The following is a 26,737-nucleotide window of genomic DNA, read 5'->3' as shown; positions in this document are numbered from 1 at the left end:
AGATGCAAAGAAGGAGTCGCCACTCTTGGCAGACCACTACGACGTGCTCGGCGTGAGCCGCGAGGCGTCCCAGGACGAGATCAAGAAGGCCTACCGCAAGCTGGCCCGCCAGCTGCACCCGGACGTCAACCCGTCCGCGGACGCCGCGGAGCGCTTCAAGTCCGTCACGCACGCCTACGACACGCTCAGCGACACCGAGCGACGCAGACAGTACGACCAGGGCGGACCGGACGGGCAGTCCTTCGGCGGCTTCGGGGACATCTTCGAGACCTTCTTCGGGCAGCAGGGTTCCCGGGGCCCGCGGTCGCGGGCAGAGCGCGGTCAGGATGCGCTGGTTCGCGTCGAGCTGGACCTCGACGAGGTCATGTTCGGCACGCACCGCGACCTCGAGGTCACCACTGCGGTCGCCTGCGAGAACTGCCAGGGAACGTGCTGCGCTCCGGGCACCTCGCCGACGACGTGCTCGGCATGCGGGGGAGCCGGTTCGGTCCAGCGTCAGGTGCGCTCCATCCTGGGCATGGTCGTCACGAACCAGCCGTGCGCGCAGTGCCGCGGCTACGGAACCGTCATCGAGCATCCGTGCGAGACGTGCCACGGTCAGGGACGTGTGCGCGCCAACGTGAGCATTCCCGTCGACATCCCCTCCGGCGTCGACTCCGGCCTGCGCATCCACCTTCCCGGCCGAGGCGAAGCCGGTCCGGCTGGTGGAGAGAACGGCGACCTCTACCTGGAGATCCGGGTCCGACCGCACGAGGTCTTCTCTCGTGACGGCGACGACCTGCAGTGCGTCATCGAGGTGTCGATGGCTGACGCGATCCTCGGCACCTCGACCACGGTCGGCGCCCTTGACGGCGATGTCGACCTGCAGATCCCGGCCGGCGTTCAGTCGGGCGAGGTCCTCACCGTTCGCGGTCGTGGGATCACGCGTCTGCGCTCGACGCACCGAGGCGACCTCGACATCGCGGTGCAGGTCGTGACGCCCGCGAAGCTCGACGGGAAGTCGCGCAAGCTGATCGAGGAGTTCGCGACCCGTCATCGTCACGAGGCACCGCGCCTCGCGCGCGAGAAGCAGGGGATGTTCTCGAAGCTCCGCGACCGATTCGGCCGCTGACATGGCCTGGCTCTACCTCGTTGAGGACCTCGACGAGGCGCTTCGTGCGGGCGACGTCACGCAGGTCCGCGGGGCGGAGGCCAAGCACATGGGCGTGGCGCGCATGCGCGTGGGCGAGCACCTGCAGCTCGGCAACGGGCGCGGCTTCGTCGTCGACGGCGAGCTCGCCGCACTCGAACGCGACCTGGCGGTCGTGAACGTCCTCCGGGCCAGCCGGGTTCCAGAGCCCGAGCCCCGAGTCGTCGTCGTGCAGGCGCTGGCGAAAGCCGGACGGGACGATCTCGCGGTTCAGGTGGCCACAGAGCTCGGCGCCGCGGCCTTCGTCCCCTGGCAGGCGAAGCGCAGCGTGAGTCGCTGGGACCAGAAGGCGGAGAAGGGCCGAGAGCGCTGGGCCGCCGTCGCCAGGGAGGCCAGCAAGCAGAGCCTGTCGCCGTGGGTTCCCGACGTCGCTGCTCTGCACTCGACGGCACAGGTCGCTGGGCTCGCCGCGGAAGGTCCGCTGCTGGTGCTCGACCCTCTCGGCGACATCTCGCTGAGAGACGCGCTCGAGGAGCGTCCAACCGCGGGTCTGGGGCGGCTGACGCTCGTCGTCGGCCCGGAAGGCGGGATCGACAGCAGCGAGTTCGAGACGTTCGAGGCTGCCGGCGGTCGCCGCGTGCATCTCGGCGCCTCCGTCCTGCGGACCTCGAGTGCGGCTCCAGCCGCCATCGCCGCGATCCTCGCCCTGAGCGGCTCGTGGGACTCGCGGCTCCGCTCGGGCGCCGAGTCGTAGGCTGGCTGCATGTCGAGTTCAGAGCCGTCCATCTTCACGCGCATCATCAACCGCGAGATCCCAGCCGACATCGTCTTCGAGTCGGAGCGGGTCATCGCGTTCAAGGACATCAGCCCGAAGGCACCCGTGCACCTCCTGGTCGTCCCGAAGACTCAGGAGTACGCGAACGTCTCCCAGCTGGCAGCCGGAGACCCCGAGCTGCTCGCCGAGGTCGTCGCCGTCGCCCAGGGGCTCGCCGACCAGCACACGGACAGCGAGTTCCGCCTCGTCTTCAACTCGGGAGCGGCCGCGGGCCAGACCGTCTTCCACGTACACGCCCACGTCCTCGGCGGAGGACTCTCGGAAGGATCCCTTGCCTAGTCAAGACAGTTCATCGACCCGCGGCGCCGAGCAATCGGGCGTCGAGGACGACTTCGTCGAGCAGACCACGACGGTGGAGGGGGTCGCCATGGTGCGTCTCCTCGGACCGGGGGACCGGCTGCTCAAGTCAGTGGAGCGCGAGCATCCACGCGTGCGGGTGCTCGCCCGCGGCAACGAGATCACCTTCAGCGGGCAGCGCGGCGACGTCGCGGCCGCTGAGGCGCTCCTGCGCGAGATCACCGAGATGGCCAGGAGCGGCGTCGACCTCGAGCCCGCCCAGGTCGAGCGCTCGCAGCGTCTCATCGATCGCGGCGAGGAGACCCCGACCGACGTCCTCGGACAGGCGATCGTCCAGTCCCGCGGCAAGATCATCCGCCCGAAGACGCTCGGCCAGAAGCAGTATGTGGATGCGATCGACGACAACACGATCGTCTTCGGCATCGGGCCGGCGGGAACCGGCAAGACCTACCTGGCGATGGCGAAGGCTGTCCAGGCCCTGCAGCGCAAGGAGGTCACCCGGATCATCCTGACTCGCCCTGCCGTCGAGGCCGGCGAGCGGCTCGGATACCTGCCCGGCACGCTCAACGACAAGATCGACCCGTACCTGCGACCGCTCTTCGACGCGCTCAACGAGATGCTCGACCCCGAAGTGGTCGTCAAGCTCATGGCGAGCGGCACGATCGAGGTCGCTCCCCTCGCGTACATGCGCGGACGCACACTCAACGACGCGTTCGTCGTGCTCGACGAGGCACAGAACACGACGCCAGAGCAGATGAAGATGTTCCTGACGAGGCTCGGGTTCGGCTCGAAGATGGTCGTCACGGGCGACATCACGCAGCTCGACCTGCCGATGGGGGCCTCCGGCCTGAAGCTCGTCACGCACGTGCTCGGCGGTATCGACGAGGTGCACTTCTCGCACCTGACGAGCGACGACGTCGTCAGGCACACCCTCGTGGCGCGCATCGTCGACGCCTACACCGAGTACGACCAGAAGAAACAGGCCGACGATCACCGTCGCCGGGACAGGAACGAGGGCCGATGAGCATCGAGGTCAACAACGAGGCCAGCTACGAGGTCGACGAGGGTGCTCTGCAGCGTGTCGCGGCGTACGCGCTCGACCAGCTGCATGTCCACGCCGAGTCCGAGCTCGCCATCGTTCTCGTCGAGGTCGGTCCCATGGAGGAGCTGCACGTGCAGTGGATGGGCGAGCCCGGTCCGACCGACGTGCTGAGCTTCCCCATGGACGAGCTCCGGCCAGGCAACGTCGACAGGCAGACTCCTCCGGGACTCCTGGGCGACATCGTGCTGTGCCCGCAGGTCGCCACGGATCAGGCCAAGGCCGCGGGACACTCCATGATGGACGAGCTGCTGCTGCTGACGACGCACGGCGTCCTCCACCTCCTGGGCTTCGATCACGCCGAGCCCGAGGAGGAGAAGCAGATGTTCGGGCTCCAGCGCGACATCCTCGTCGGCTTCCACCTCCAGGAGAGGAAGCGCGCCAGATGACCGCGGTTCTGCTCGTCGCCGCCATCGTCCTGATGGTGGCGCTGAGCGGACTGCTCGCCGCAACTGAAGCGGTCATCGCTCGCCTCTCCCGGCCCGAGCTCGAGCAGGTGGCGGCTGAGAGCCGCGCACGGCGCTCCATCGAGGCCATCGCCGCCGATCCAGGCGCGCACAGCAACGCGCTGACCTTCGCGCGCGTCCTGTTCGAGAGCATGTCCGCGGTGCTCGTGACGCTCATCCTGACCGACCTCTTCGACGTCAGGTGGCAGGCGTTCCTCGTCTCCGTGGCCATCATGATCCTGGTGTCGTTCATCATCGCGGGGACCAGCCCGAGAAGCGTCGCCCGCGCGCATCCGCAGCAGGTCATGAGCTTCGCCGCGCCGATCGCACGCGCCGTCCGGGTGGTCATCGGGCCGGTCGCAGACCTTCTTGTCGTGCTCGGCGACCGGGTGACTCCTGGACGACCGCAGCGCATCGGCTCGGTCTCCAGCGAAGAGGAGCTGCTCAACATGGTCGACGAGGCCGCCGACCTCAAGGTGCTCGAGCACGGCGACCGCGAGCTCATCCACTCCGTCTTCGAGTTCTCCGACCGGCTCGTCCGCGAGGTCATGGTCGCCCGCACGGACATGGTGACGATCGACGGCGACGAGGGCGTCAGAGACGCACTCGAGCAGTTCCTCGAGACCGGCATCTCCCGCGCCCCTGTCGTGGGGCGCGACAGCGACGACATTCTCGGAGTGCTCTATCTGAAGGACCTCGTGCGGCAGTCGCTGCAGGAGGAGAGCCGGTCGAAGCCCGCCGTGGAGCTGGCGCGCCAGGCAGACTTCGTTCCTGAGTCACTCCGCGCCGATCTGCTGCTGCGGCGCATGCAGGCCTCCGCGACCCACCTCTCCATGGTAGTCGACGAGTACGGCGGCATCGCGGGCCTCGTCACCCTGGAGGATCTCATCGAGGAGCTCGTCGGCGAGATCAGCGACGAGTACGATCGACCGGGCGACGAACCACGAAAGCTGCTCGACGGCGGCTACCGGGTCTCCTCCCGGCTCGCTACCGGCGAGCTCGGAGACCTCTTCGACATCGACCTCGAGTTCGATGACGTCGACTCCGTGGGCGGCCTGCTCGCGAAGTCGCTGTCGAAGATCCCCGAGCGCGGGGACAGGGCAGTCGTCGACGGCATCGAGCTCGTCGCCGAGCGCGTCGGCCCTCGCAAGCGCATCCTCACCGTCCTGGCGCGTCGCCTGGAACCACTTCAAGAGTCAGGAATGGAAGCATGACGAACTACCGAGCAGGATTCGTGACCTTCGTGGGTCGCCCGAACGTCGGGAAGTCGACCCTGACGAACGCGCTGGTCGGCGAGAAGATCGCCATCATCTCGGACAAGCCCCAGACGACCCGCCGGGCCGTTCGAGGTATCGTCCACCGTGAGGACGGCCAGGTCATCATCGTCGACACGCCTGGAATGCATCGCCCGCGCACGCTGCTCGGCGAGCGTCTCAACGACGTCGTGCACGCAACGCTCGCCGAGGTTGACGTCATCGGATTCTGCGTCCCGGCGAACGAGCCGGTCGGCCCGGGGGACCGCTTCATCAACGAGCAGCTCGAGGAGGCTCCCAAGGCGCGCAAGATCGCCATCGTCACGAAGGCAGAGACGGTGAGCCGCGACGTCCTCGCGGCGCGCCTCGTCGACGTGCAGGGCCTCCGCGAATGGGACGACATCGTGCCGGTCTCGGCGGCGGAGGACATCCAGCTCGACACGCTGACCGGCATCATCCTCGCGCTCCTCCCGGAATCGGAACCGCTCTACCCGAGCGATATGAAGACCGAGGAGTCGTTCGAGCAGCGCGCAGCCGAGCTCGTCCGCGAGGCCGCCCTCGAGGGTGTGCACGACGAGCTCCCGCACTCGATCGCCGTCACCGTCGAGGAGATCGTCACCCGCGACGACGGCGTGACCCGCGAGCTCTACGTCAACATCGTCGTCGAGCGCGACAGCCAGAAGGGCATCATCATCGGGCGCGGCGGGGAACGGCTCAAGCGCATCCGCGAGCAGGCGCAACGGGAGATCTCGCAGATCACCGAGGGACGCGTCATCGTCTCGATCCGCGTGAAGGTGGCGAAGGAGTGGCAGCGTGACCCGAAGCAGCTCGGACGCCTCGGTTTCTGAGACGGCCAGCCCGGCTGCCCGGGCGGTGGAGTCGAAGAAGCGGGAATCGCTGCTCGCCACGGTGACACGCCTCTGGACGCAGCACACCCACCGCCTGACCTGGCTCCAGTGGGTGACCGACATCATCCTCGGTGTGCTCTTCGCCATCAGCCTGGGGCTGCCGTTCGATTACGACGCGTCGAACGGCACCACCCTGACCTGGCTGCTGCTGCCCTCCTGGGTGCTCTTCACGGTCGCCATCATCCTCCGCCGCTACGCTCCATGGCCGAGCTTCCTCATCGTCGTGCTGGCGGCTCTGCTGAAGTCGATCTTCGCGTTCGGGCCCCATCCGCAGGACGTGGCGATCTACCTCAGCATCTACGCTGCCGTCGCGTACGGAAGCCGAGCACTGCTTGTCACCTCCGGCGCCTACGGGATCATCGCGCCCACCCTCATCGTCGCCTTGATGCCGCATTGGGACCCCGGCACCTTCACCTGGGCATCGATCGCGTCGAATCTCGACGGAAGCAGAGACGAGTTCCTGCTCTCGGCGGCACTAATCTGGCTTCTATTCGTGGGGGCTGGTGTCGTCGCCTGGCTGGCTGGGCTGCTGCGCCGCATGCACCTGAGGGCGCAGGAGGTCAAGAACCGCGCGGCCATCACCGAGCTGGAGCGCCTGCGCGCGAAGGAGCAGCTGACGGCGGAGCAGGAGCGCACGCAGATCGCTCGCGACATGCACGACGTGGTCGCGCATTCGCTCGCCGTCGTCGTCGCGCAGGCCGATGGCGCCAGATACGCGATGAAGAGCAGCCCGGAAGCTGCGGAAGCCGCCCTCGTGACCATCTCGTCGACGGCGAGGAGCGCCCTCGTCGACGTCCGAGGGCTCCTCGGGCAGCTGCGTCACAGCCAGGAGGCGGGCCCGGAGCCGGGGCTCGATGAGCTTCCAGCTCTCTACTCCCGAATGCGCGCTGCGGGCCTCGATCTGCAGCTCGAGACCCGCGGGCAGCCTGGGACGCTCTCGACGCAGGCGCAGGGCGCGGTCTTCCGCCTGCTGCAGGAGTCGCTCACGAACGTCCTCAAGCATGGCGATGCGACGCAGCAGGTCGTCGTCCGGTTGAGCTGGGGGCAGGTCTTCGAGGTCACCATCGTGAACGCCATCGCCGCCCCGCCCCGCCCGCGGACCGACACGGGACACGGTCTCATCGGCATGGCCGAGCGCATCGGCATAGCAGGCGGTAACGTGCAGGCAGAGCGACTGGGTGGGCAGTTCCGCGTCCATGCCTGGCTGCCGCTCGCTTCAGCACAGCCGACCGGCACGGGAGACCTCGAGGGCGACCGTGCCCGCACGACAACCGAGAGGCAGGACCTGTGACCAGCAGTCAGATCACCGTCGCGCTCGTCGACGACCAGCCTCTGTTCCGCAGCGGCATCAGGATGCTCATCGAGAGCCAGGACGACATGCGCTTCATCGGGGAGGCCAGCGACGGGGCCGCCGGGGTAGCTCTTGCGAAGGCGCTGAAGCCGGACGTGATGCTCATGGATGTGCGCATGCCGGGTCAAGACGGGCTCGAGTCCACGAAGCAGATCGTCGCGAGCGGCTCGGCGACGCGCATCCTCGTCCTCACGACGTTCGACCTCGACGAGGCCGTCGCGAAGGCCGTCGGCGCGGGCGCCAGCGGCTTCCTGCTGAAGGACGCCGACCCCGAGTTCCTCCTTGCCGCGGTTCGCACGGTCAACACCGGCGCGGAGGTCTTCGCGGCTCAGGCCACGGCTGACCTCATCCGTCGGTACTCCGCAGCGGTCCCAGAGGCGGTGGCTGTCCCAGAGCGCTACCTGACCCTCACGGAACGTGAGCGGGAGATGTTCGCGCTCGCCTCGCGGGGCCTCTCGAACGGGGAGATCGCGCGGCAGGAGTTCCTCAGCGAGGCGACGGTGAAGACGCACATCTCGCGGGTGCTCGCGAAACTCGGGCTGCGGGATCGCGTGCAGCTCGTCGTCTTCGCCTACGAGCACGGACTCAACTGATCGAGCAAGTGAACGAGTGCCTCGGTGTTACGCTGTGACCATGCTGTTCGGCACGCTCCTTCTTCGCTGCCGCGGCGAGGCTTCGCTCTAAGCCCCCCTCGCCGCGGAGTCTGCTGTCGGCTTAGCACGTCTCGAAGCCAATCTCGGAGCCAAAAATGAAGAACATGCAGCAGCCGTCGTCGATGCCAGCGCATCGCTATGTCCCGCACCACGAGCAGATCACCGTCGAGCTGCCCGACCGCACCTGGCCGTCGAAGCGCATCGAGCGCGCACCCCGCTGGTGCGCCGTCGACCTGCGCGATGGGAACCAGGCCCTCATCGACCCGATGTCGCCCGAGCGCAAGCGTGCGCTCTTCGACCTCCTGGTCCGCATGGGCTACAAGGAGATCGAGGTAGGCTTCCCGTCGGCCAGCCAGACCGACTTCGACTTCGTGCGTTCGCTCATCGAAGAGAACGTCATTCCCGACGACGTGACGATCCAGGTGCTGACGCAGGCCCGCGGCCACCTCATCACGCGCACCTTCGAGTCCCTCAAGGGCGCCAAGCAGGCAATCGTCCACCTCTACAACTCCACCAGCGTGCTGCAGCGTGAGGTCGTCTTCCGCAAGGATCGCCAGGGCATCATCGACATCGCGCTCGAGGGTGTGCGCCTCTGCCGCGAGGCCGAGGCGATCGTGCCAGACACGAAGATCTACTACGAGTACTCCCCGGAGAGCTACACGGGCACCGAGCTCGACTTCGCCGTCGACATCTGCAACCAGGTCATCGAGGGCTTCGACGCGAGCCCCGAGCGTCCGGTCATCATCAACCTGCCGGCGACCGTCGAGATGTCGACCCCGAACGTGTACGCGGACTCGATCGAGTGGATGCACCGCAACCTGGCCCGGCGCGAGAGCGTCGTGCTCTCCCTCCACCCGCACAACGACCGGGGCACCGGCGTCGCGGCAGCCGAGCTCGGCTACCTCGCCGGGGCCGACCGCATCGAAGGCTGCCTCTTCGGCAACGGCGAGCGCACGGGCAACGTGGACCTGGTGACGCTCGGCGTCAACATGTTCACGCAGGGTGTCGACCCGCAGATCGACTTCTCCGACATCGACGGCATCCGACGCACGGTCGAGTACTGCACGCAGCTCCCGGTGGGCGAGCGCGCGCCGTGGGGCGGGGACCTGGTCTACACGGCCTTCTCCGGCTCGCATCAGGACGCCATCAAGAAGGGGTTCGAGGCGATGGCCGCAAAGGCCGAAGCCCTCGGGGTCTCCGTCGAGGAGCTGACCTGGGAGGTCCCGTACCTGCCCGTCGACCCGCGCGACCTCGGCCGCAGCTACGAGGCGGTCATCCGCGTCAACTCGCAGTCGGGCAAGGGCGGTGTCGCGTACCTGCTCAAGGAGCACCACAACCTGGACCTGCCGCGTCGCCTGCAGATCGAGTTCTCCGGCGTCGTGCAGAACAAGACCGACTCCGAAGGTGGCGAGGTCTCGACCGACGCCATCTGGCGCATCTTCAACGACGAGTACCTGCCAGCGGAGAGCGAGCAGCACAAGTGGGGCCGCTTCGAGCTGTTCCGCACCGCGACGAGCTCCGCGCTCGACGGCGCGGTCGACCTCAGCGTCTCGCTGCGAGACGGGACCGCGGTCGAGGACCACGCGTCCAAGGGGAATGGTCCGCTCGACGCCTTCATGCAGCTGCTCGGTGAGCAGGGTCTGCAGGTCGAGCTGCTCGACTACGTCGAGCATGCGCTCTCGGTCGGCGGCGACGCTCGTGCCGCTGCCTACATCGAGCTCGACGTCGCCGGCGTGCGCCTGTGGGGTGTCGGCATCGACAGCGACATCTCGACCGCCTCGCTCAAGGCCATCGTGTCGGGCGTCAACCGTGCGCTGCGCGGGCAGACCGAGGCCGAGCTGGACGCGCAGCTGACGACCGTCGCGTAGGCGCGACCACCAAGGAGGGCGGGCGCCCGACCGGAGCTCACTCCGAGTCCGGGTCGCTCGCCCTCTTCTGCTCCTGGTTGGCCCGCTTCTCCTCGAGGACTGCGATGGGGCGCGTGTCCAGGGCGTGGAAGCCCGACGCCTCGAGAATCTCCCGGTCGGTGAACGGCCGCTCCCGCTCGGTCTTCCCCGTGCGCGCAGATCGTCGGAACCGGGGCATCCGCAGCGCTATCTGCTCAGGAAGGCTGAGTCCGAACCAGACACTCGCCATGCGCACCGCGAACGTCACCGCGACGCAGATCACGATGCCGATGATCTGAGAGACGCCGAGGTAGTCGGCGAGCACGAACGCGGCGCTTCCCGCCGTTGCCGCGATCGCGTACAGCGAGCCGACGAAGAGGATGCCGACGGGCATTCCGAGCAGCATGTCCCGAACCACGCCGCCGCCGGCTGCGGTGACGGTGCCCACGAGCAGCGTCGGCAGGATGGGGAGCTCGAAGTTCATCGCCTTCAGGGTGCCGACCGCGCAGAAAAACCCGAGCGCGGCGGCATCGAGCACCGACACGAGTCCGTCCATTCGTCGCAGCACGCGCTGCAGCAGCATCCCTCCGAGCGCCGCCGCTCCGGCCGTGAACAGGAACCACTCGGTCTCCATGCTCACCGGGCGGATGCCGAGCAGGAGGTCGCGGATGATGCCCCCGCCGAGACCGACCGTGATGCCGATGATCACGACCCCGAGCCAGTCGAGCTTCTTGTCGCGGAACTGCTCCGCGACCATGGCCGCCGTGATGGCGCCGATAGCGATGGCGGTGAGGTCCAGCCAGAGGGGGAGCGTCGTGGCGGGCGAGTCCATGGACTCAATGCTCGCACAGCACCGTCATCGGCTCGGTCACGCGTGGTTCCGGCCTCTCGGTGAGAGGAGGTTCATACTGGATGGATGCCCACCTATCGCGACGAGGCGGTCGTCCTTCGCACCCAGCGCCTCGGCGAAGCCGACCGCATCGTGACGCTGCTCGGCAAGGAGCGGGGGAAGGTGCGCGCCGTCGCGCGCGGCGTGAGACGCACCTCCTCGAAGTTCGGGGCACGACTCGAGCCGTTCATGGTCGTGGATGTGCAGTGCTACGCGGGCCGCAATCTCGACACGGTCACGCAGGCGGTGACGTTGGCCGCGTACGGCCGCGACCTGGTCGACGACTACTCGCGCTACTCGGCGGCGTCGGTGATCGTCGAGGCTGCCGAGCGGATCGCCGAGGCTGAGCCCACGCCGCAGCAGTACACGCTGGTCATCGGGGCTCTGCGTGCCCTGACCATGGGCGCGAGGGCGTCCCAGGACATTCTCGACTCGTACCTGCTGCGTGCACTCTCGCTGGCGGGCTGGGCCCCGGCGCTGGATGACTGCGCGCGATGTGGGGCCCCCGGGCCGCATGAGCGGTTCAGCGTGCAGCTCGGCGGTGTGGTGTGCGCGCGGTGCACGCCGGCCGGCGTCATGCGTGTGGATGCTGCGACCATCGACGCGCTCCGAGCCCTGCTGTCTGGCGACTGGGCGACGCTGGACACGCTCGATGCGCCGCCGAGGGCCCGCGCAAGCGGTATCGTCTCGGCGTACTCGCAGCAGTACCTCGAGAAGAAGCTCCGATCCATGCAGGTGCTCGAGCACGATCGACTGCTCGGCAGGCTGGAGTCGCCCAGCGCAGCAGCATCCGTTCGCGAAGAGGCCGTCGAGCCGAGCATTGAGGAGAAGGCATGAGCCGCAGCAAGCAACCGCGGGAGTTCAAGCCCGTCGACTGGACCGGCGTGTATCCGCCGCAGTTCGATGCGTCCGAGGTGCCGTCTCACGTCGCTGTCGTCATGGACGGCAACGGGAGATGGGCGAACCAGCGTGGTCTGCCGCGGATCGAGGGGCATCGAGCCGGCGAGGCCGCGCTGCTCGACGTCGTGGCCGGGGCCCTGCAGGTCGGTGTGAAGCACCTGAGCGCCTATGCCTTCTCGACGGAGAACTGGAAGCGCTCGCCGGAGGAGGTGCGCTTCCTCATGGGGTTCAACCGCGACGTCCTGCACCGCCAGCGCGATCAGCTCAACGAGTGGGGTGTGCGCATCCGTTGGGCGGGTCGTGAGCCGCGGCTGTGGAAGTCGGTCATCAAGGACCTCCAGCTTGCTGAGCGCTTGACGAAGGACAACACGCGGATGACGCTCACGATGTGCGTCAACTACGGCGGTCGCCTCGAGATCGCGGACGCTGTCAGGAGCATCGCGGAGGAGGTTCGCGCGGGCCGGCTGCGCCCGGAGCGCGTCACCGAGCAGACGATCGCCAAGCACCTCTACGACCCGGAGATGCCTGATGTCGACCTGTTCGTCCGCTCGAGTGGCGAGCAGCGCACCAGCAACTTCCTTATCTGGCAGGCGGCCTACGCGGAGATGTGCTTCCTGGACACACTGTGGCCGGACTTCTCGAGGACGGACCTCTGGGAAGCCATCGAGCGATATGCCGGTCGGGATCGGCGTTTCGGGGGAGCGGTCGACGCGCCGACGGCGCCGACAGGCTCGCCCCCGAGCGCCCTCAGCTGAACTCGATCGTGACAGTGCCTCCGACGACTGTGAAGGTCCCCGTCGTCCGGATGGGACTGGAGCCCGTGCTCGTCCGACCGCTGCTTCCGGTGTACGAGAAGCTCGCGAGGCCATCCTCGACCTCGAATCGGTCTGACGTCGTGCTCACTGACACGTCCGGGTAGCTGGTGACCTGCCAGCTCAGGGGCGTGTCCGCGCCGTAGACGTAGGTGTCGAACGGGCAGCCGTCGGGCGCCGCGTCGGTTGACAGCACGCACTCGTCGATCATGGCTGTGACGGCGGCGTCCACCGCTTCGGTGAGGGCGTCGGTGGGGGTGTAGACCAGGTTGCGATCAGGCACGTGCTCGGCTTCGACTGGGCCGACCCGGACGGGCTCGCTGGCAACCGAGTAGAACGTCGACTCGGTCCCGCTCACCGGGTAGATGGCCGGGTACGCGCTGAACGGCACCCAGCTCACCGGCTGGCTGCCTTCCCAGGTCAGCGTCTCAACTGGTCCAGGTGCTGCCGCCACAGCGCCGATGGTGAAGTCCATGGCGTGGCTGGTGCCGGCGACGGACTCGAAGACGAGTGGGGTGACGACCCGCCAGGTCTCGAGGACGAGGAACTCGTTCTCGATCCGCTCTACGGCGAGCACGGTGCTCTCCGTCGTGCCGCCGAGCCGGTAGGTGACCTGCACGTTCCGCGTCTCGCGGCCGGATCCGTGCGGCTCCTGGGCGGGTTCCTCGAACCAGCTCGTGCTCGGGGCCGCCGGGCTCAGCTCCGTCTCGACCACGTCCAGGACGGTGATCCGCTCGGTGGCTGATGCGAGCATCGCATCGCTCACGTAGTCGCGTTGCGAGGTCTCGACGTTGGGGTCGACCAGCTCGCCGGCGTGCGTCGCGTCGCCCGCGGCGATCGCTTCCACGTATTCGCGGACCTTCGCGACCGCACCGCGCTGCGTGTTGACCGACGTGATCGCGATCGCGGAAGCCGTGACGACAAGCACTGCGACCGTGGTGCAGACGCCGACGATGCGAAGTCGGCGCTTGGTCCTCCCGGTCATGGGCTGAGGCTGGGGTCCTGCTGATTCGTGCCGAGGCTCTGGGAGCGAGGACGCCTGGTGGGGCGACACCGACGCCGACACCGACGGCAGCGAGACGGGCGCGGTGCCTGCCCACTCCACGCTGGCTGGCGATCCCGAGCCCCCGACTTGCGTGCGGATCCGGATCGCGACGGCGTGGGCCCTCGGTGTGAGGGCCCTGGCGCGGTCTGGGAGCGCCCATGCGCCGAGCTCGACGGCCAGGGCCCAGACGGCGAAGAGCGCAGGGGTCCAGAATGCGGGGCGAGCGGCGAGATCGAGATCCCCAAGCGTGAAGCCGAGCACCGTCGCCGAACCGGAGAGCGTCACGGGGAGGAAGACCAGCGAGCCCAGCATCCACAGGACGAAGACCGCGGCGGGGAGGCGCCAGATCTTCGCCAGGTCTGGGGTGCGCGTCCGGGAGCGTCCGACACCGATGACGAGCGCCGAACCGAGCGAGGCCAGGACGACGGGAAGCACCGAGAACCAGGCGAACGGGAGGTCCGGTGACAGGACGGAGATGCCCTGGAGGGCGGTGTACGGGGCTGTCACCGTGACGGCTCCGAGGTGCGCGAGGATGAGCGCCCAGAAGCCCGCGTGCGGAGCACCGGCGAGCAGCATGGGAAGCAGTGCGCTCTGACCGCCGGTCTGCACGAAGACGACCACGAGGGTGACGGTGCCCAGCACCGCGCCGGTGAGTGAGAGCGCTCCTGCATAGATGCCGAGGTCGGTGGCGAGGCTCGCGAGCTCGTGCGCCAGCGGCCCTCGTGGTCTCCTCGTCGGCCCGACTTCGAGTCGCTTGCGGGTTGCGAGGGACCTGCCGAGCCAGCCGCTCGCGAACACGGTCGCGAACGAGAACGGCGCGAGCGCGGGTCCGAGAGCCGAGACGGTGGCGACCGCGCCTGGCGCATCGAAGCGGACGCCCGGCACGGCGACGAGAAGCATGAGCACGGCGAAAGCGGCCCCAGCGGCCGCGGCGGCTCCCGCGCGCATTCCGCCGCTGCGCTGCGGGTGACGGCGTTCGAGCAGATACGCGCCGAGAAGGCTTGCGAGGACCACACAGGCCAGCGAGGCGAGCGGCCACACGCCCAGGGTGAACCCCTCGTCGCCCGTGCTGACGAAACCGCCGATGGTCTCGAAGCCCGCCCCGAGGCGCCCGCTGAACGGCAGCAAAGTGAGCAGGAGGAACATTCGCCAGAGCTGATCGGCGAACTGCATGCCGGAGCTGCTGGGACCGGATGCGGCGGACCCCGCGTTCAGGGCCTCGCTCAGGAAGAGAGCCGTCGCGACGCAGAGTGCGGCGCCGGCGAAGGCCGCGGCGCCTGCGGTGATGCCGGCGTGCGCGGCCGCTGAGGTGAGGAATTGCTTGTCGACGGCGATTCTGCGCGCTGATTGGAGGGTCACTGGTGTCCTTCGGATGACAGACGCCCTGGGAGACCGCGTCATTCGAGTGTTCAGGTGGTCCGCGACATGGTTGCAGGAGAGAGGAGCGCACCGGTGGTTCACGCTGGCATCTGTGGATAACTTCCACGCCATCGCGTCGACTGGGCCAGCCGCGAGTTCGGCGGCTGACTAGACTGGCGACTTGCGGCGAGCACGACCCTGGGCTCGCCTTCGACACCCTCAGCAGGAGTTTTTCTCAATGGCGCAATCCACGCTCGATAAGGTCATCGCCCTCGCGAAGCGACGCGGCTTCGTCTTCCAGGCCGGCGAGATCTACGGAGGCACGCGCGCCTCGTGGGACTACGGCCCCCTCGGCGTCGAGCTCAAGGAGAACATCAAGAAGCAGTGGTGGCAGACGTTCGTCCGCGGGCGCGCCGACATGGTGGGTCTCGACTCCTCGATCATCCTCCCCAAGGCCGTCTGGGAGGCCTCCGGCCACGTCGCCACGTTCACGGACCCGCTGGTCGAGTGCCTCAGCTGCCACAAGCGCCACCGCCAGGACCACCTCGTCGAGGCGTTCGAGGCGAAGAAGAAGCGCGCTCCAGAAGGCATGTCGGAGATCGTCTGCCCTGACTGCGGCACCAAGGGCCAGTGGACGGAGCCGCAGCTGTTCTCCGGACTCGTCAAGACCTACCTCGGTCCGGTCGACAACGAGGCTGGCCTCCACTACATGCGCCCTGAGACCGCGCAGGGCATCTTCGTGAACTTCAACAACGTGCTCACGACGTCGCGCAAGAAGCCGCCGTTCGGCATCGGCCAGGTCGGCAAGGCGTTCCGCAACGAGATCACGCCAGGCAACTTCATCTTCCGCACGCGTGAGTTCGAGCAGATGGAGATCGAGTTCTTCGTGCACCCCGACGAGGCGCAGAAGTGGTTCGAGGATTGGGTGGAGGCCTGCTGGAACTGGTTCACGGACCTCGGCCTGAACCCGGACAACATGCGCCGTTTCGACGTTCCCAAGGAGGAGCGCGCGCACTACTCCGCCGGCACGATCGACTTCGAGTACCAGTTCGGGTTCAAGGGCACCGGATGGGGCGAGCTGATGGGCGTCGCGAACCGCACCGACTACGACCTCACGTCGCACTCGACGGCGTCCGGCACGGGCCTCAACTACTTCGACCAGGCAACCGGCGAGCGCTACACGCCGTTCGTGATCGAGCCGAGCTTCGGCCTGACGCGGTCGATGATGGCGTTCCTCGTCGACTCCTACGTCGAGGAGGAGGCGCCGAACGCCAAGGGCGGCGTCGACATCCGTACCGTGCTGCGCCTCGACCCGCGCCTCGCGCCCATCAAGGTCGCTGTGCTGCCGCTGAGCCGCGACGAGCGCCTCAGCCCGGTGGCCCGTGAGCTCGGCGACAAGCTCCGCAAGCACTGGAGCATCGATGTGGATGACGCGGGCCAGATCGGTCGCCGCTACCGCCGCCAGGACGAGATCGGCACGCCGTTCTGCGTCACCGTCGACTTCGACACCCTCGAGGACAACGCCGTGACGGTTCGCGAGCGCGACTCGATGGCCCAGGAGCGCGTCGCCCTCGACCAGCTCGAGGCCTATCTCGCGGCTCGCCTCCTCGGGGCCTGACTCAGCCGACGTGAGCCCGAGCAAGACCGACGGTGCCGAGCGCCCGCCTGCGACTTCGCGGGCGGGTCGCTCGTGGCGCGTCACCCTGCTGGCGCTCGCCTCGCTGCTCGTCGTCCTCGCTGTGGTCGGCTACGTCCACGTGTCGAGTCGAGCGACCGACCGTGGCGAGGCAGCGCTGACGGCGGGCGAGGCGACGCCTGCCTGGCGCGGCGAGGGGTCCGAGCTCACGAGCCGCGGTTCGGTCGAGGTCGATGGCGTGCGGTTGACGGCCAGTGAGATCCAGTGCGGTCTGCCGAGGCACGACTGGCAGGGCGGCAGCGCGCGGGCATCCGGTCAGTTCTGCGTCGTCGACATTGAGCTCCGCAACGACGGTGACGCGGCGCTGGTGATCGCCCCCGGTGTCTTCGAGATCATCGACGGGGAGGGATCGCGGGCTGTCGCCGACGAGCGCGTCACCGCATACGGCACCGACCTCCCGCCGGGTCCGCCAGGTGCTCGTGAGCTCCCGCTCGGGGCAGGTACGCGCATCCATCTGGTGTTCGACGTTCCCGCCGATGCCTCCGGACCGATGGGGCTGCGCTTCACCCCCTCAGAGCAGCTGTCGATCACCGTCTGACCTGGCCTGGGGTCGCACGTCGTCGCGTCGAGGCAGCGCGCGTGCGAAAGTCGACGCGACCTGCGAGAATTGATCGGTTATGACCTTGACTGCACTCGACTCGAAGCCGCTGCGCATCGGACCCCTGGTTCTCGACGTTCCGGTGGTACTGGCGCCTATGGCTGGCATCACGAACTCCGCCTTCCGACGCCTGTGCCGTGAGTACGGCGCCGGCCTCTACGTCTCCGAGATGATCACGTCCCGTGCGCTCGTCGAGCGCACGCCCGTGACCATGCGGCTCATCGAGCATCACGAGTCGGAAGACACCAGGAGCATCCAGCTCTACGGCGTCGACCCCAAGACGGTGCGCGAGGCCGTCACGATGCTCGTCGCGGAGGACCGCGCGGACCACATCGACCTCAACTTCGGGTGCCCGGTGCCGAAGGTCACCAAGCGTGGCGGCGGGGCTGCGCTTCCCTGGAAGACGTCCCTGTTCCGCTCCATCGTGGAGGGCGCCGCCGAGGCGGCGGGAGACATCCCCCTGACCATCAAGATGCGCAAGGGCATCGATGATGAGCACCTCACGTACCTCGAAGCCGGTCGCATCGCCGAGGGCGCCGGCGTCGCCGCCGTCGCGCTCCACGGGCGCACCGCCTCGCAGTTCTACTCCGGTCAGGCCGACTGGGACGCCATCGGGAAGCTCAAGGAGACCGTCACGAGCGTCCCAGTCCTCGGCAACGGCGACATCTGGGCGGGCGAGGATGCGCTTCGCATGATGGAGCAGACCGGATGCGACGGGGTCGTGGTCGGCCGCGGCTGCCTCGGCAGGCCGTGGCTGTTCGGCGACCTCGCGGCTGCCTTCCGGGGTGAGACGACTCGCATCCAGCCGACCCTCGGGGGCGTCGGGGACGCCATCCGTCGGCACACCGAGCTGCTCGCGGAGTTCCACCAGGAGGAAGCAAGGGCGTGCCGGGAGATGCGCAAGCACATGGCGTGGTACCTGAAGGGCTACCCGGTGGGTTCCGACATCCGCTCCGGGTTGGCTCTCATGTCGACGCTCGAGGAGCTCGACGGGCTTCTCGCCCAGCTGGACCGCGATCAGCCGTACCCGGGTCGGGACGCGGAAGGACCGCGGGGGCGAGCGGGAACGCCGAAGCGCCCGTCGCTGCCAGACCGCTGGCTCGAGTCACGAGAGCTGAACGACGACCAGAAGGCGAACATCTCCGCGGCCGAGCTCTCGCACTCGGGAGGCTGAGGGTGTCGCTTCCTCCAGAGCCGATCGACCGCAGCCCGTACGGCGACCACGACCGGGAGCGGTTCCTGCCCGAGCATCACGAGAACCGTCGGCGGTCGACGTTCGCCCGCGACCGGGCGCGCCTCGTCCACTCGAGCGCGCTGCGTCGGCTGGCCGCGAAGACCCAGGTGCTGTCGCCGACCGCTGGCATCGATGCCGCCCGGAACCGACTGACCCACTCGCTCGAGGTCGCGCAGGTGGGGCGGGAGATCGCCGGCACGCTCGAGCTCGACCCGGACATCGTCGACACCGCCTGTCTCGCCCACGACCTGGGGCATCCGCCGTTCGGTCACAACGGGGAGAAGGCGCTCAACGAGTGGGCGCGGGACATCGGCGGCTTCGAGGGCAATGCGCAGACGCTGCGCATCGTCGCGCGGCTCGAGCCCAAGGTGTTCGGCCCAGACGGGCAGCACTACGGGTTGAACCTGACGCGCGCGAGCCTCGACGCCAGCTGCAAGTACCCGTGGACGCGTGAGGTCGGCGCGGAACGCGGTACCGGCAAGTTCGGCGTGTACGCGGATGACCGTGCGGTCTTCGACTGGGTGCGGCAAGGCGCTCCGGAGTCGCAGACGAGCATCGAGGCGCAGGTCATGGATCTGAGCGACGACATCGCGTACTCGGTCCACGACCTCGAGGATGCGATCGTCGAGTCGTTCGTGTCGCTCCCGGAGCTCGATGACCCCGCGAACAGGCCGGCGATCCTCTTCGCCGCCTCCGACTGGTCCGGATCGAAGTTCACGGAAGAGGAGCTCGACGAGGCGTTCGTGCGTCTGCAGCTGCAGCCGTACTGGATGCGCGAGTACGACGCCTCGAGGCAGGCCCAGGCGGGTCTCAAGAACCTGACATCGCAGCTCATCGGACGGTTCGCGAAGGCTGCGACGGCGGCGACGTGGGCGGCGCAGCCGGGGGAGTCGCTCATCCGGTACCGCGCCTCGCTGGTCGTGCCGCGCGAGATCCGCGCTGAGATCGCGCTGCTGAAGGGCATCGTCGCGGGCTTCGTCATGTCGCTGGATGCGCGTCGCCCCATCTACGAGCACCAGCGGAAGATCCTGGTGGAGCTCGCCGAGATGTTCTGGCAGACCGGGGACCAGCATCTCGATGCGGCCTTCGCGGCCGATTTTCGGGCCGCGGACGACGACACGGCGCGCAAGCGGGTCGTCGTCGACCAGGTCGCCAACCTGACCGACAAGGGCGCTCTCGTCTGGCACGACCGGCTCGCTGCGGCGTCGGAGGTGCCGTCTAGGGTGGCTTCATGGCACTGATCCGCAAGAGCGATATCGAGGAGGTTCGCTCTCGCACGGACATCTCCGAGATCGTGGGTGACCACGTCACGCTCAAGAACGCGGGTATCGGTTCCAAGAAGGGGCTCTGCCCGTTCCACGACGAGCGCACGCCGAGCTTTCACGTCCGCCCGCAGCTGGGCTACTACCACTGCTTCGGCTGCGGCGAATCGGGCGACGTCTTCACGTTCCTGCAGAAGATCGACCACGTCACGTTCTCGGAGGCCGTGGAACGCCTGGCCGGCCGGCTCGGCTACGCGCTGACCTACGAGGACGGCGGGCACGCCCCGGACCATTCGAAGCGGCTCCGTCTCCTCCAGGCGCACACTGCGGCTGAGACCTACTACCGCGAGCAGCTGCAGGCTCCGGGTGCCGAGGCGGCCCGGGAGTTCCTCGGGGGTCGCGGGTTCGACCCGAACGCGGCGGCGATGTTCGGTGTCGGGTACGCCCCGCAAGGCTGGGACTCTCTGTCGAAGCACCTGACGGGGCTCGGTTTCACGCTGCCGGAGCTCAAGGAGTCGGGCCTGCTCTCGACCAACGAGCGCGGGTCCAGCTACGACCGCTTCCGCGGGCGCGTGATGTGGCCCATCCGGGACACTTCGGGACAGACCGTCGGGTTCGGCGCGCGCAAGCTCTACGACGACGACAAGGGGCCGAAGTACCTCAATACGCCTGAGTCGCCGATCTACCACAAGGCCCAGGTGCTGTACGGGCTCGACGTCGCGAAGCGCGAGATCGCGAAGCAGCACAAGGTCGTCGTCGTCGAGGGATACACGGACGTCATGGCCGCGCACCTCGCGGGAGTGCCGACTGCGGTCGCGACCTGCGGGACGTCCTTCGGTGTCGATCACATCAAGGTGCTGCGCCGGATCATGGATGATGAGTCGGCCGGTGGACAGGTGATCTTCACGTTCGACCCGGATGAGGCGGGCAAGAAGGCTGCGATGCGTGCCTTCGCTGAGGAGCAGCGCTTCGTGGCCCAGACGTTCGTCGCGGTGGCGCGCGACGGTCTCGACCCCTGCGACCTGCGTCTCGCGCGTGGTGACGCCGCCGTGCGGGATCTCGTCGACCATCCAACGCCGATGTACGAGTTCGTCATCGCCCAGCAGCTGCTCGGCCACGACCTCGACACGGTTGAGGGGCGAGTCGCGGCGTTGCGTCAGGCCGCGCCGGTTGTGGCGGGAATCCGCGACCCAGCGATGCGCCCCGGGTACTCACGACGACTTGCGAAGATGCTCGGCATCGATCTGGTGCAGGTCGAACAGGCCGTGCGGGCGGCGCGGGGGGCGAGCAAGAACACGCCCAGGCGACAGACGGAGACCCGCGCGCCGGTTCGAGCGGCCGACCAGCGGTCCCGGGTGCCGGCGCAGCGTGGGCCAGCCCCCGGCCAGTTCGAGGAGGAGCCGCCATTCCCGGACGGGGAGGGTTATGACTTTCCGCCGGACGCCAGCGACTTCGGCGGCGGTGCGGTGCGCGCGGTTCGGATGAGCGATCTGCCGAATGACCCGGTGACGCGTCTGGAGCGGGACACGCTCATGGCGGTGCTGCAGCACCCCAGGCGTCTGTCGGATGAGCGGTTCCAGCAGGTCATGGCGGCTGGTTTCACCAACGCGTCGCTCTCGACGGTGCGCGACGGGATCGTCGCGACGCGCGACTCTCTGGGGTCGATGGAGTGGATCACCCGCATCGGCGAGGAGGTGCCGCAGGCCTTCACGACCCTCGTCACCGAGTTGGCGATGGCCTCGATCCCGGCGGGAAACAAGGACGAGCAGATCGACCTCTACGTTCGCTCGCTGAGCGCTTCGCTGGTCGAGCGCGACCTGCTGCGAAGGAAGGCTGAGCTGCTCGGAGCGCTGCAGCGGACAGATGGCAGGACGGAGCCGGACCGGTTCCGGGCCCTGAACGAGCAGCTCGTGTCCATCGAGAATCAGAAGCGCGAGCTGCGCGAGGGCTAGGCTCGCACGGTGAGCCCGGAGCGGCGGAGGACGCGCTTCGCCAGCGTTCCGGTGGGCTCGGAGAACAAAAGGGGAGACCAGGCATGGCAACCAGTGCAGATCATCAGCGGGCCGTCGTCGCCGACGACCTGTCGATCTCCTACATCGAGCACGGGTCGAATCGGAAGCACGAGGCGGTCAGCGGCATCTCGTTCGAGCTCGAGCCTGGCGAGATTCTCGGCGTCGTCGGCACGGCGGGGTCAGGCAAGTCGGCGTTGGGTCGCATCCTCTCCGGCCGCCGCAGGCCGGGCAAGGGGGAGTGGCCGTTCATCACGGGCGGCACGCTCGAGGTGGTCGGCATGGACCTGCGCCACCCGTCGCGGCTCGACCGCCGCCGCATCGACCTCGACATCGGCTACCTGGCCCAGGACTCCGGCGACCAGCTCCGGAACGACCTGACGGTCGCCGAGAACATCGCCGAGCCGATCCTGTCCCGCGACAGGACGTTCGATCGGAAGCGTCTCGGGCGCGCGGCGGCGATGCTCATCGACGCCGTCGATCTCGAGCTGGGCATGCTGGGCAAGTTCCCGTTCGAGCTGTCGCGTGGTCAGCGGCAGCGTGTGGCGTTCGCGCAGGCGCTCATCGTGGAGCCGAGCGTGCTGGTGGTCGACGAGCCGGCGCAGGGAGTCGACATCATCGCGAGGCCGGCGCTGTTCAGCCTGCTGGAGCGCATCAACGTCGCTCGCAACTGCACGATGATCCTCCTGAGCCATGACCTGCGCGCGATCGAGCGGCTCACGAAGAACGTGCTTGTCCTCGACCGCGGCTTCGTGCTGGCTCGCGGCACGATCGACGAGGTCCTCACTGACCCGCATCACGCGTACTTGAAGCGGATGCGCGAGGCGCGGGAGTACGCGCTCACGCCCCTGCCTGGCCTCGTCGAACGCGAGACGCTCGCCGCCATGGATCTGGTCGCGGACGGTCTGTTCGGCGATCCAGACCCCGAGCAGCTGGGCGCGGATGCTGAGCGTTCCGCCCGCGAGCAGCTCGTCTCCCAGCGCGCTGAGTTCGCGCGCTTCCACACCGACGACGCCGACGAGAAGGAGTAGCAGCGGATGAGCGCAGGCATCGGGCAGGTTCAGCACCAAGCGAGACTGGCGGAGGAGTCGACGCTGCTGGAAGGCGATGCGAGACCGGAGCCCGGCGCCATCACTCTGCTTCCTGTGAGCCACGCCGAGCCGTTCAGGGAGGCCGTCGTCGCGGGCGACGGGCGGCTTGTCGACCTCGGGCCCGAGACGCGGGGGATCGTCTACCTGTCGGCATCCAAGGTCCAGGGGCTCATCGACGCGCTCGAGGCCAACCCGCAGGTGACCTGGGTGCAGTTGCCCTTCGCTGGCATCGACAACTTCGCTGCCAAGCTGAAGCCGTATGCGGAGCGTGGTGTGCTCTTCACCTCCGCGAAGGGCGCGTACGCGGAGCCCGTCGCCGAGCACGCGCTGGCGCTGACGCTGGCGTTGCTGCGCGAGTTCCCGCGGCGGCTCGCTGCTCGCACGTGGGAGAAGAAGACGGGAACCTCGCTCTACGGCAAGCACGTGGTGATCGTCGGCGCGGGCGGCATCGCGCTCGAGCTCCTCGACCTGCTGAAGCCCTTCCGCGTGACGACGACGATCGTCCGAGCTCGCGACCTGCCGGTCGAGAGTGCGACGCGGACGGTCACGGCGGATCGCTTCGACGAGGTCCTGCCAGAGGCCGACGCGGTCATCCTTGCCGCGGCGGCCACAGACGGGACGCGGGGGCTCATCAACGAAGCGCGCCTCCGGGTCATGAAGGAATCGGCGGTGCTCGTCAACATCGCGCGGGGGCCGCTCGTCGACCTGGCGGCTCTGCAGGTGGCACTCGAGGAGTCGTGGATCGCGGGGGCCGGGATCGACGTGACGTCGCCGGAACCGCTGCCTGACGGCCACCCGCTGTGGACCGCGCCGCGCCTCATCATCACGCCGCACTCGGCAGACACCCCCGAGATGGTCCGGCCGCTGCTGCAGGAGCGTGTGCGTCAGAACGTCGATGCCTTCGTGTCGACGGGGCGTTTTGTGGGCGTCGCGGACCCCGTGCGAGGCTACTGAGCCCCGCCCCGACACGGGGTCGGAGAGGCTCCCGCGACACGCCAGCCGCTCGATTTCGCATTCGGTCGAAGGTGTTGCTATTCTCTTCGAGTTGCCAATCCCTGATAGCTCAATTGGCAGAGCAGCCGGCTGTTAACCGGCAGGTTGATGGTTCGAGTCCATCTCAGGGAGCAATCAAGACCCCCGCACTCCGCTTGGAGTGCGGGGGTCTTCTCGTGCGCCGGTTGCGTCGAGTCGGTCGCGACTCGGGATGGGTCTCTCGGGGCGTTCGTTGGGTGTCCACATGACAAAAAGGCACGCAGCGGGATCGATCTGGCGGATCGGCCGGTGGGGGCTGATGACACGCGCGAGACTGCTCTCGAACCAGGCGCGGTGTCGCGTCGAGCCCCGCTGCCGGAGCCCCCTGCACGATCCAGGTCGGGTCCGGATGACGCCGAACCGAGGACATGCCATGACTGGTACCGAAGAACACGCCGAGCACTTCGTCGAGGAGCACGCCCACGGCTACGACTGCGGTCATGAGCAGCTCCAGCACGGTGACCATGTCGACGCCGTGCACGGCATTCACCGGCATGCGCGGCATGGGGACCACTATGACAAGCACTGAGTCCCAAGGCCTTCCTCTCGGTCTGCCCTCGCACGGCTCAGGCAAGGATGTCTCAGGCCAGGTTGGGGAACCCGCCTGAGACAGTGAGCGGGCCCAGGCAGCTTGGGCCCGCTCGCATGGTTCGGGTGAGCACGCGCTCCCAGGACCGGGTCGTCTCGTCTCCGTGCACACGCATCGAGTCGAGAGCCCGACGTCAGCTGGCTGCTGGGGAGCCCCGGTTGACGTCACCCCGCAGCTCGAGCCGCAGCCAGACCCGAGCTGCGGGCCCCTGATCGGGCCGCCCGCCAATCGCGGCGTCGCGGCCGCGTCGTCGTGCGTGCAATCCCGCGAGACCTCATCCCACCTGAAGAACACCGTCACGAGAAAGCACTCATGCCGCAGAACCAGTCCGCACTCACCACCGCATCACACAGCATCGAGCCCTCGCGAAGGACCGTTCTCGCCGGTGCTGCGTGGAGCATGCCCATCGTGGCGACAGCCGCGACCCTCCCGTCCGCGGCCGCATCCGCGAACTGCCCCACGGGGACCTTCACCGTGCAGTTCACGACCGGGCAGGGCACGGGCAATCCCATCACGCTCCGTGCTACGTCGCCGAGCACTGCAGAAGTCTTCACGGTGCGCATCACGTCGACCCTGGATGCAGGTACCACCGTCACCCAGAGCAACGCGAACTACAACTTGACGCAGTTGTCGTCAGGCTGGAACGGCGGGTACGCGAATGACGGCAGCCAGGACTACGTCTTCAACGATTTCGGGCGCCGGGGCGCGCTGGTATTGAACCAGAGGAAATCCGGAACGACAGCAGCATCCGCACCCGGCACTGACGGGCAGCAGCTCCGCTTCGATTTCTTCGATAGCGCGGGTGCGAGGATCGACCCCACGAACGTGCAGTTCGATATCTTCGACATCTCTTCCACTGACAGCACGCCGGCCTGGCGAGCGACGTATTGGGATGCGGTCGGGTTCAGCCGTGCTCCGTCTGCGATCACCACCACGCCTGGGAAAGATGCTGGAGTCGGGGCTGGAACCATCAGGAGTCCGTTTGGTCGATCTACAGGACTTCTCCCGACCACGGCCGGCCCTTGGAGCGACCAGTTCACGTTCGCCACGTTCCCGTCGGGGAGCTACATGCGGTACACCCAGCTGGGGGGTCGACAGGGTTGGCACTTCATCTCGGTCAGCGGACTGCGTTTCGACGCGCTCGTTCCCTGCTAGGGATGCGCCGGTGCTCGCTTCATGGCAGCGGACGGTGCAGGTGAGCCGTAGCATTCGGAGCCTTCGCCGAGCTCCGGTGATGCCGGGTTCCGACGCTCCAGACGAATGGGAATGAGCAGCGAATGACAGGCAGACGCAGTCCTTCTCTTCCCCCGTTTCCTCTCGGGAGCGAGCGTGGCATCGACGTGGTTGGGAAGGAATCGATCGAGATCGGTGCCCGCTTGGGATGGACCGTCCGACGGCCGGACACGCGGCCGCGGATCGCCGGGGACTGGCTGGTGGGCCGGGACCACTACATGGCTCGAGTCTTCTTCACGCCCGCGTTGCTCTCCAACGCCTGGAGTCGTGTGCCCGATGGGCGAGTGCGGATCAGCTATCTCCTGGAAGGTGAGGGCACTCTCGTCATCGGCGACGGTCCGCCGCAGCCGTTTCGGCCGGGTGACATGGTCATCACCGACACGTCGATGTCGATGACGATGGAGTCGACGGAATCGGTCACCGGTCTCCACTTCGGGAGCACGTGGGACCGATTCCTGGGGCTGCGACCAGACAGCTCGATCGTGGCGCGCCCCTTCTCGGCCGACCACGGGTATGCGCGCGTCTTCGCGAGTCTGCTCAACTCGACGCTCTCGAGCGGGGTGGTCTCGGAAGATCCAGCGGTGGCGCCGCTGTACCGAGCCGCAGACGCGGTGATCGAATCGTGTGTCGTCGCCCAGACCGGCTGGGCGATACTCGATTCAGCCTCGCCTGTCAGGCAGCTCCACGACGCCGCCACGGAGCTCATCGCTCGGGAATTTCACGACCCCCGTCTCGACGTGAACGGGATCGCGCTGAGGCTCGGAGTGTCGGTCAAGCACCTTCAGGCGGCATTCCGAGCCGCGGGGGAGACTCCCAGCGGATCCCTGCGACGCGCTCGGCTCGCGAGAGCCAGCACGCTGCTGGACGAACGGGAACAGCTCAAGGGGCGAGATCTGCATCCGATCGCGCAGACCTGCGGATTCTCCACGGCGCTGCAGCTCCGCCGGGCGATCGGATCAGCTTCGCGTTCGAGACCTCATTCCTGACGCGTCGCTCCTCGACGGTGACACGCACCGATCATCCGTCGGACGTGCTGACCTGAGTCCGCATCGCTCTCCACAGCTGTGCCTCATCGCCCTCCGCGCCTTTTCGCCGCTGTCCTTGGGGTCGCTCTGCGCCTAGTGTGAGTTC

General features: G+C 68.0%; 24 protein-coding genes and 1 tRNA gene. 23 read left to right on the top strand and 2 right to left on the bottom strand.

The window, feature by feature from the left end:
• Nucleotides 1-25 precede the first annotated feature (25 nt).
• From dnaJ to leuA, 10 genes are all read left to right on the top strand, one after another.
• Nucleotides 26-1,111, top strand: a complete 1,086-nt coding sequence (gene dnaJ / locus ABVF28_RS03560; protein ID WP_371029507.1) for a molecular chaperone DnaJ — start codon at nucleotides 26-28, stop codon at nucleotides 1,109-1,111.
• Nucleotide 1,112: 1 nt separating this feature from the next.
• Nucleotides 1,113-1,883, top strand: a complete 771-nt coding sequence (locus ABVF28_RS03555) for a 16S rRNA (uracil(1498)-N(3))-methyltransferase (protein ID WP_211890287.1) — start codon at nucleotides 1,113-1,115, stop codon at nucleotides 1,881-1,883.
• Nucleotides 1,884-1,892: 9 nt separating this feature from the next.
• Entirely contained in the window at nucleotides 1,893-2,243 is a 351-nt protein-coding gene (locus ABVF28_RS03550) for a histidine triad nucleotide-binding protein (RefSeq protein WP_104312107.1), read from the top strand.
• Nucleotides 2,244-2,331: 88 nt separating this feature from the next.
• Nucleotides 2,332-3,285 (top strand): PhoH family protein, encoded by a 954-nt coding sequence (locus tag ABVF28_RS03545; RefSeq protein WP_104312597.1) that lies wholly within the window; start codon nucleotides 2,332-2,334, stop codon nucleotides 3,283-3,285.
• Nucleotides 3,282-3,749, top strand: coding sequence for an rRNA maturation RNase YbeY (ybeY, locus tag ABVF28_RS03540; RefSeq protein ID WP_068480328.1), 468 nt, complete (start codon nucleotides 3,282-3,284; stop codon nucleotides 3,747-3,749). Before ABVF28_RS03545 ends, ybeY begins: the two co-directional genes overlap by 4 nt.
• Nucleotides 3,746-5,020 carry a hemolysin family protein gene (locus ABVF28_RS03535; RefSeq protein ID WP_371029506.1) on the top strand — a complete coding sequence of 425 codons (1,275 nt, stop codon included), beginning with the start codon at nucleotides 3,746-3,748 and terminating at the stop codon, nucleotides 5,018-5,020. The genes ybeY and ABVF28_RS03535 overlap by 4 nt, the downstream gene beginning before the upstream one ends.
• Nucleotides 5,017-5,907 carry a GTPase Era gene (gene era / locus ABVF28_RS03530; protein WP_104312105.1) on the top strand — a complete coding sequence of 297 codons (891 nt, stop codon included), beginning with the start codon at nucleotides 5,017-5,019 and terminating at the stop codon, nucleotides 5,905-5,907. Before ABVF28_RS03535 ends, era begins: the two co-directional genes overlap by 4 nt.
• Nucleotides 5,873-7,258 carry a sensor histidine kinase gene (locus tag ABVF28_RS03525; protein WP_371029505.1) on the top strand — a complete coding sequence of 462 codons (1,386 nt, stop codon included), beginning with the start codon at nucleotides 5,873-5,875 and terminating at the stop codon, nucleotides 7,256-7,258. The genes era and ABVF28_RS03525 overlap by 35 nt, the downstream gene beginning before the upstream one ends.
• The gene (locus ABVF28_RS03520) at nucleotides 7,255-7,911 is read left to right on the top strand and encodes a response regulator transcription factor (protein WP_104312103.1); all 657 of its coding nucleotides are present in this window, start codon (nucleotides 7,255-7,257) and stop codon (nucleotides 7,909-7,911) included. The genes ABVF28_RS03525 and ABVF28_RS03520 overlap by 4 nt, the downstream gene beginning before the upstream one ends.
• Nucleotides 7,912-8,066: 155 nt before the next feature.
• Complete coding sequence (gene leuA, locus ABVF28_RS03515) at nucleotides 8,067-9,839, top strand: 2-isopropylmalate synthase (protein WP_371029504.1); 1,773 nt, start codon at nucleotides 8,067-8,069, stop codon at nucleotides 9,837-9,839.
• 37 nt (nucleotides 9,840-9,876) lie between these two features.
• On the opposite strand, the gene ABVF28_RS03510 is transcribed toward leuA, so the two are convergent.
• Nucleotides 9,877-10,689 (bottom strand): trimeric intracellular cation channel family protein, encoded by an 813-nt coding sequence (locus ABVF28_RS03510; protein WP_179556573.1) that lies wholly within the window; start codon nucleotides 10,687-10,689, stop codon nucleotides 9,877-9,879.
• An 84-nt stretch (nucleotides 10,690-10,773) separates the two neighbouring features.
• On the opposite strand from ABVF28_RS03510, the gene recO reads away from it, so the two are divergent.
• The gene (recO, locus tag ABVF28_RS03505) at nucleotides 10,774-11,583 is read left to right on the top strand and encodes a DNA repair protein RecO (protein WP_371029503.1); all 810 of its coding nucleotides are present in this window, start codon (nucleotides 10,774-10,776) and stop codon (nucleotides 11,581-11,583) included.
• Nucleotides 11,580-12,401 carry an isoprenyl transferase gene (locus ABVF28_RS03500; protein WP_371029502.1) on the top strand — a complete coding sequence of 274 codons (822 nt, stop codon included), beginning with the start codon at nucleotides 11,580-11,582 and terminating at the stop codon, nucleotides 12,399-12,401. The genes recO and ABVF28_RS03500 overlap by 4 nt, the downstream gene beginning before the upstream one ends.
• Here ABVF28_RS03500 and ABVF28_RS03495 read toward each other — a convergent pair.
• Nucleotides 12,394-14,862: a hypothetical protein gene (locus ABVF28_RS03495; RefSeq protein WP_371029501.1), complete on the bottom strand. Its 2,469-nt coding sequence runs from the start codon at nucleotides 14,860-14,862 to the stop codon at nucleotides 12,394-12,396. The genes ABVF28_RS03500 and ABVF28_RS03495 overlap by 8 nt on opposite strands.
• A gap of 238 nt (nucleotides 14,863-15,100) precedes the next feature.
• Between ABVF28_RS03495 and ABVF28_RS03490 the strand changes: the two genes are divergently transcribed.
• From ABVF28_RS03490 to ABVF28_RS03440, 11 genes are all read left to right on the top strand, one after another.
• Nucleotides 15,101-16,480, top strand: a complete 1,380-nt coding sequence (locus ABVF28_RS03490) for a glycine--tRNA ligase (RefSeq protein WP_179556577.1) — start codon at nucleotides 15,101-15,103, stop codon at nucleotides 16,478-16,480.
• Nucleotides 16,481-16,490: 10 nt separating this feature from the next.
• Nucleotides 16,491-17,096 carry a DUF4352 domain-containing protein gene (locus ABVF28_RS03485; RefSeq protein ID WP_179556578.1) on the top strand — a complete coding sequence of 202 codons (606 nt, stop codon included), beginning with the start codon at nucleotides 16,491-16,493 and terminating at the stop codon, nucleotides 17,094-17,096.
• A gap of 79 nt (nucleotides 17,097-17,175) precedes the next feature.
• Nucleotides 17,176-18,330 (top strand): tRNA dihydrouridine synthase DusB, encoded by a 1,155-nt coding sequence (gene dusB, locus ABVF28_RS03480; RefSeq protein ID WP_104312095.1) that lies wholly within the window; start codon nucleotides 17,176-17,178, stop codon nucleotides 18,328-18,330.
• 2 nt (nucleotides 18,331-18,332) lie between these two features.
• A complete protein-coding gene (locus ABVF28_RS03475; RefSeq protein ID WP_371029500.1) occupies nucleotides 18,333-19,631 on the top strand; it encodes a deoxyguanosinetriphosphate triphosphohydrolase in 1,299 nt (432 codons plus the stop codon).
• Nucleotides 19,622-21,604: a DNA primase gene (gene dnaG / locus ABVF28_RS03470; RefSeq protein WP_371029499.1), complete on the top strand. Its 1,983-nt coding sequence runs from the start codon at nucleotides 19,622-19,624 to the stop codon at nucleotides 21,602-21,604. Before ABVF28_RS03475 ends, dnaG begins: the two co-directional genes overlap by 10 nt.
• A gap of 83 nt (nucleotides 21,605-21,687) precedes the next feature.
• The gene (locus tag ABVF28_RS03465) at nucleotides 21,688-22,692 is read left to right on the top strand and encodes an ATP-binding cassette domain-containing protein (RefSeq protein WP_104253421.1); all 1,005 of its coding nucleotides are present in this window, start codon (nucleotides 21,688-21,690) and stop codon (nucleotides 22,690-22,692) included.
• Nucleotides 22,693-22,698: 6 nt separating this feature from the next.
• A complete protein-coding gene (locus ABVF28_RS03460; RefSeq protein WP_371029498.1) occupies nucleotides 22,699-23,706 on the top strand; it encodes an NAD(P)-dependent oxidoreductase in 1,008 nt (335 codons plus the stop codon).
• A gap of 98 nt (nucleotides 23,707-23,804) precedes the next feature.
• Nucleotides 23,805-23,877 (top strand) — tRNA-Asn (locus ABVF28_RS03455).
• Between the two features lie 280 nt (nucleotides 23,878-24,157).
• Nucleotides 24,158-24,313 carry a zinc transporter permease gene (locus ABVF28_RS03450; protein ID WP_371029497.1) on the top strand — a complete coding sequence of 52 codons (156 nt, stop codon included), beginning with the start codon at nucleotides 24,158-24,160 and terminating at the stop codon, nucleotides 24,311-24,313.
• A gap of 372 nt (nucleotides 24,314-24,685) precedes the next feature.
• Nucleotides 24,686-25,528, top strand: a complete 843-nt coding sequence (locus tag ABVF28_RS03445; protein ID WP_371029496.1) for a hypothetical protein — start codon at nucleotides 24,686-24,688, stop codon at nucleotides 25,526-25,528.
• Between the two features lie 296 nt (nucleotides 25,529-25,824).
• The gene (locus ABVF28_RS03440) at nucleotides 25,825-26,592 is read left to right on the top strand and encodes a hypothetical protein (protein WP_371029495.1); all 768 of its coding nucleotides are present in this window, start codon (nucleotides 25,825-25,827) and stop codon (nucleotides 26,590-26,592) included.
• Nucleotides 26,593-26,737 lie beyond the last annotated feature (145 nt).

Origin of the sequence: Pseudoclavibacter sp. JSM 162008, assembly GCF_041366455.1 — a bacterium.
In the GTDB taxonomy this organism is placed as follows: domain Bacteria; phylum Actinomycetota; class Actinomycetes; order Actinomycetales; family Microbacteriaceae; genus Pseudoclavibacter.
This window is presented reverse-complemented; position numbering and strand designations above follow the sequence as displayed.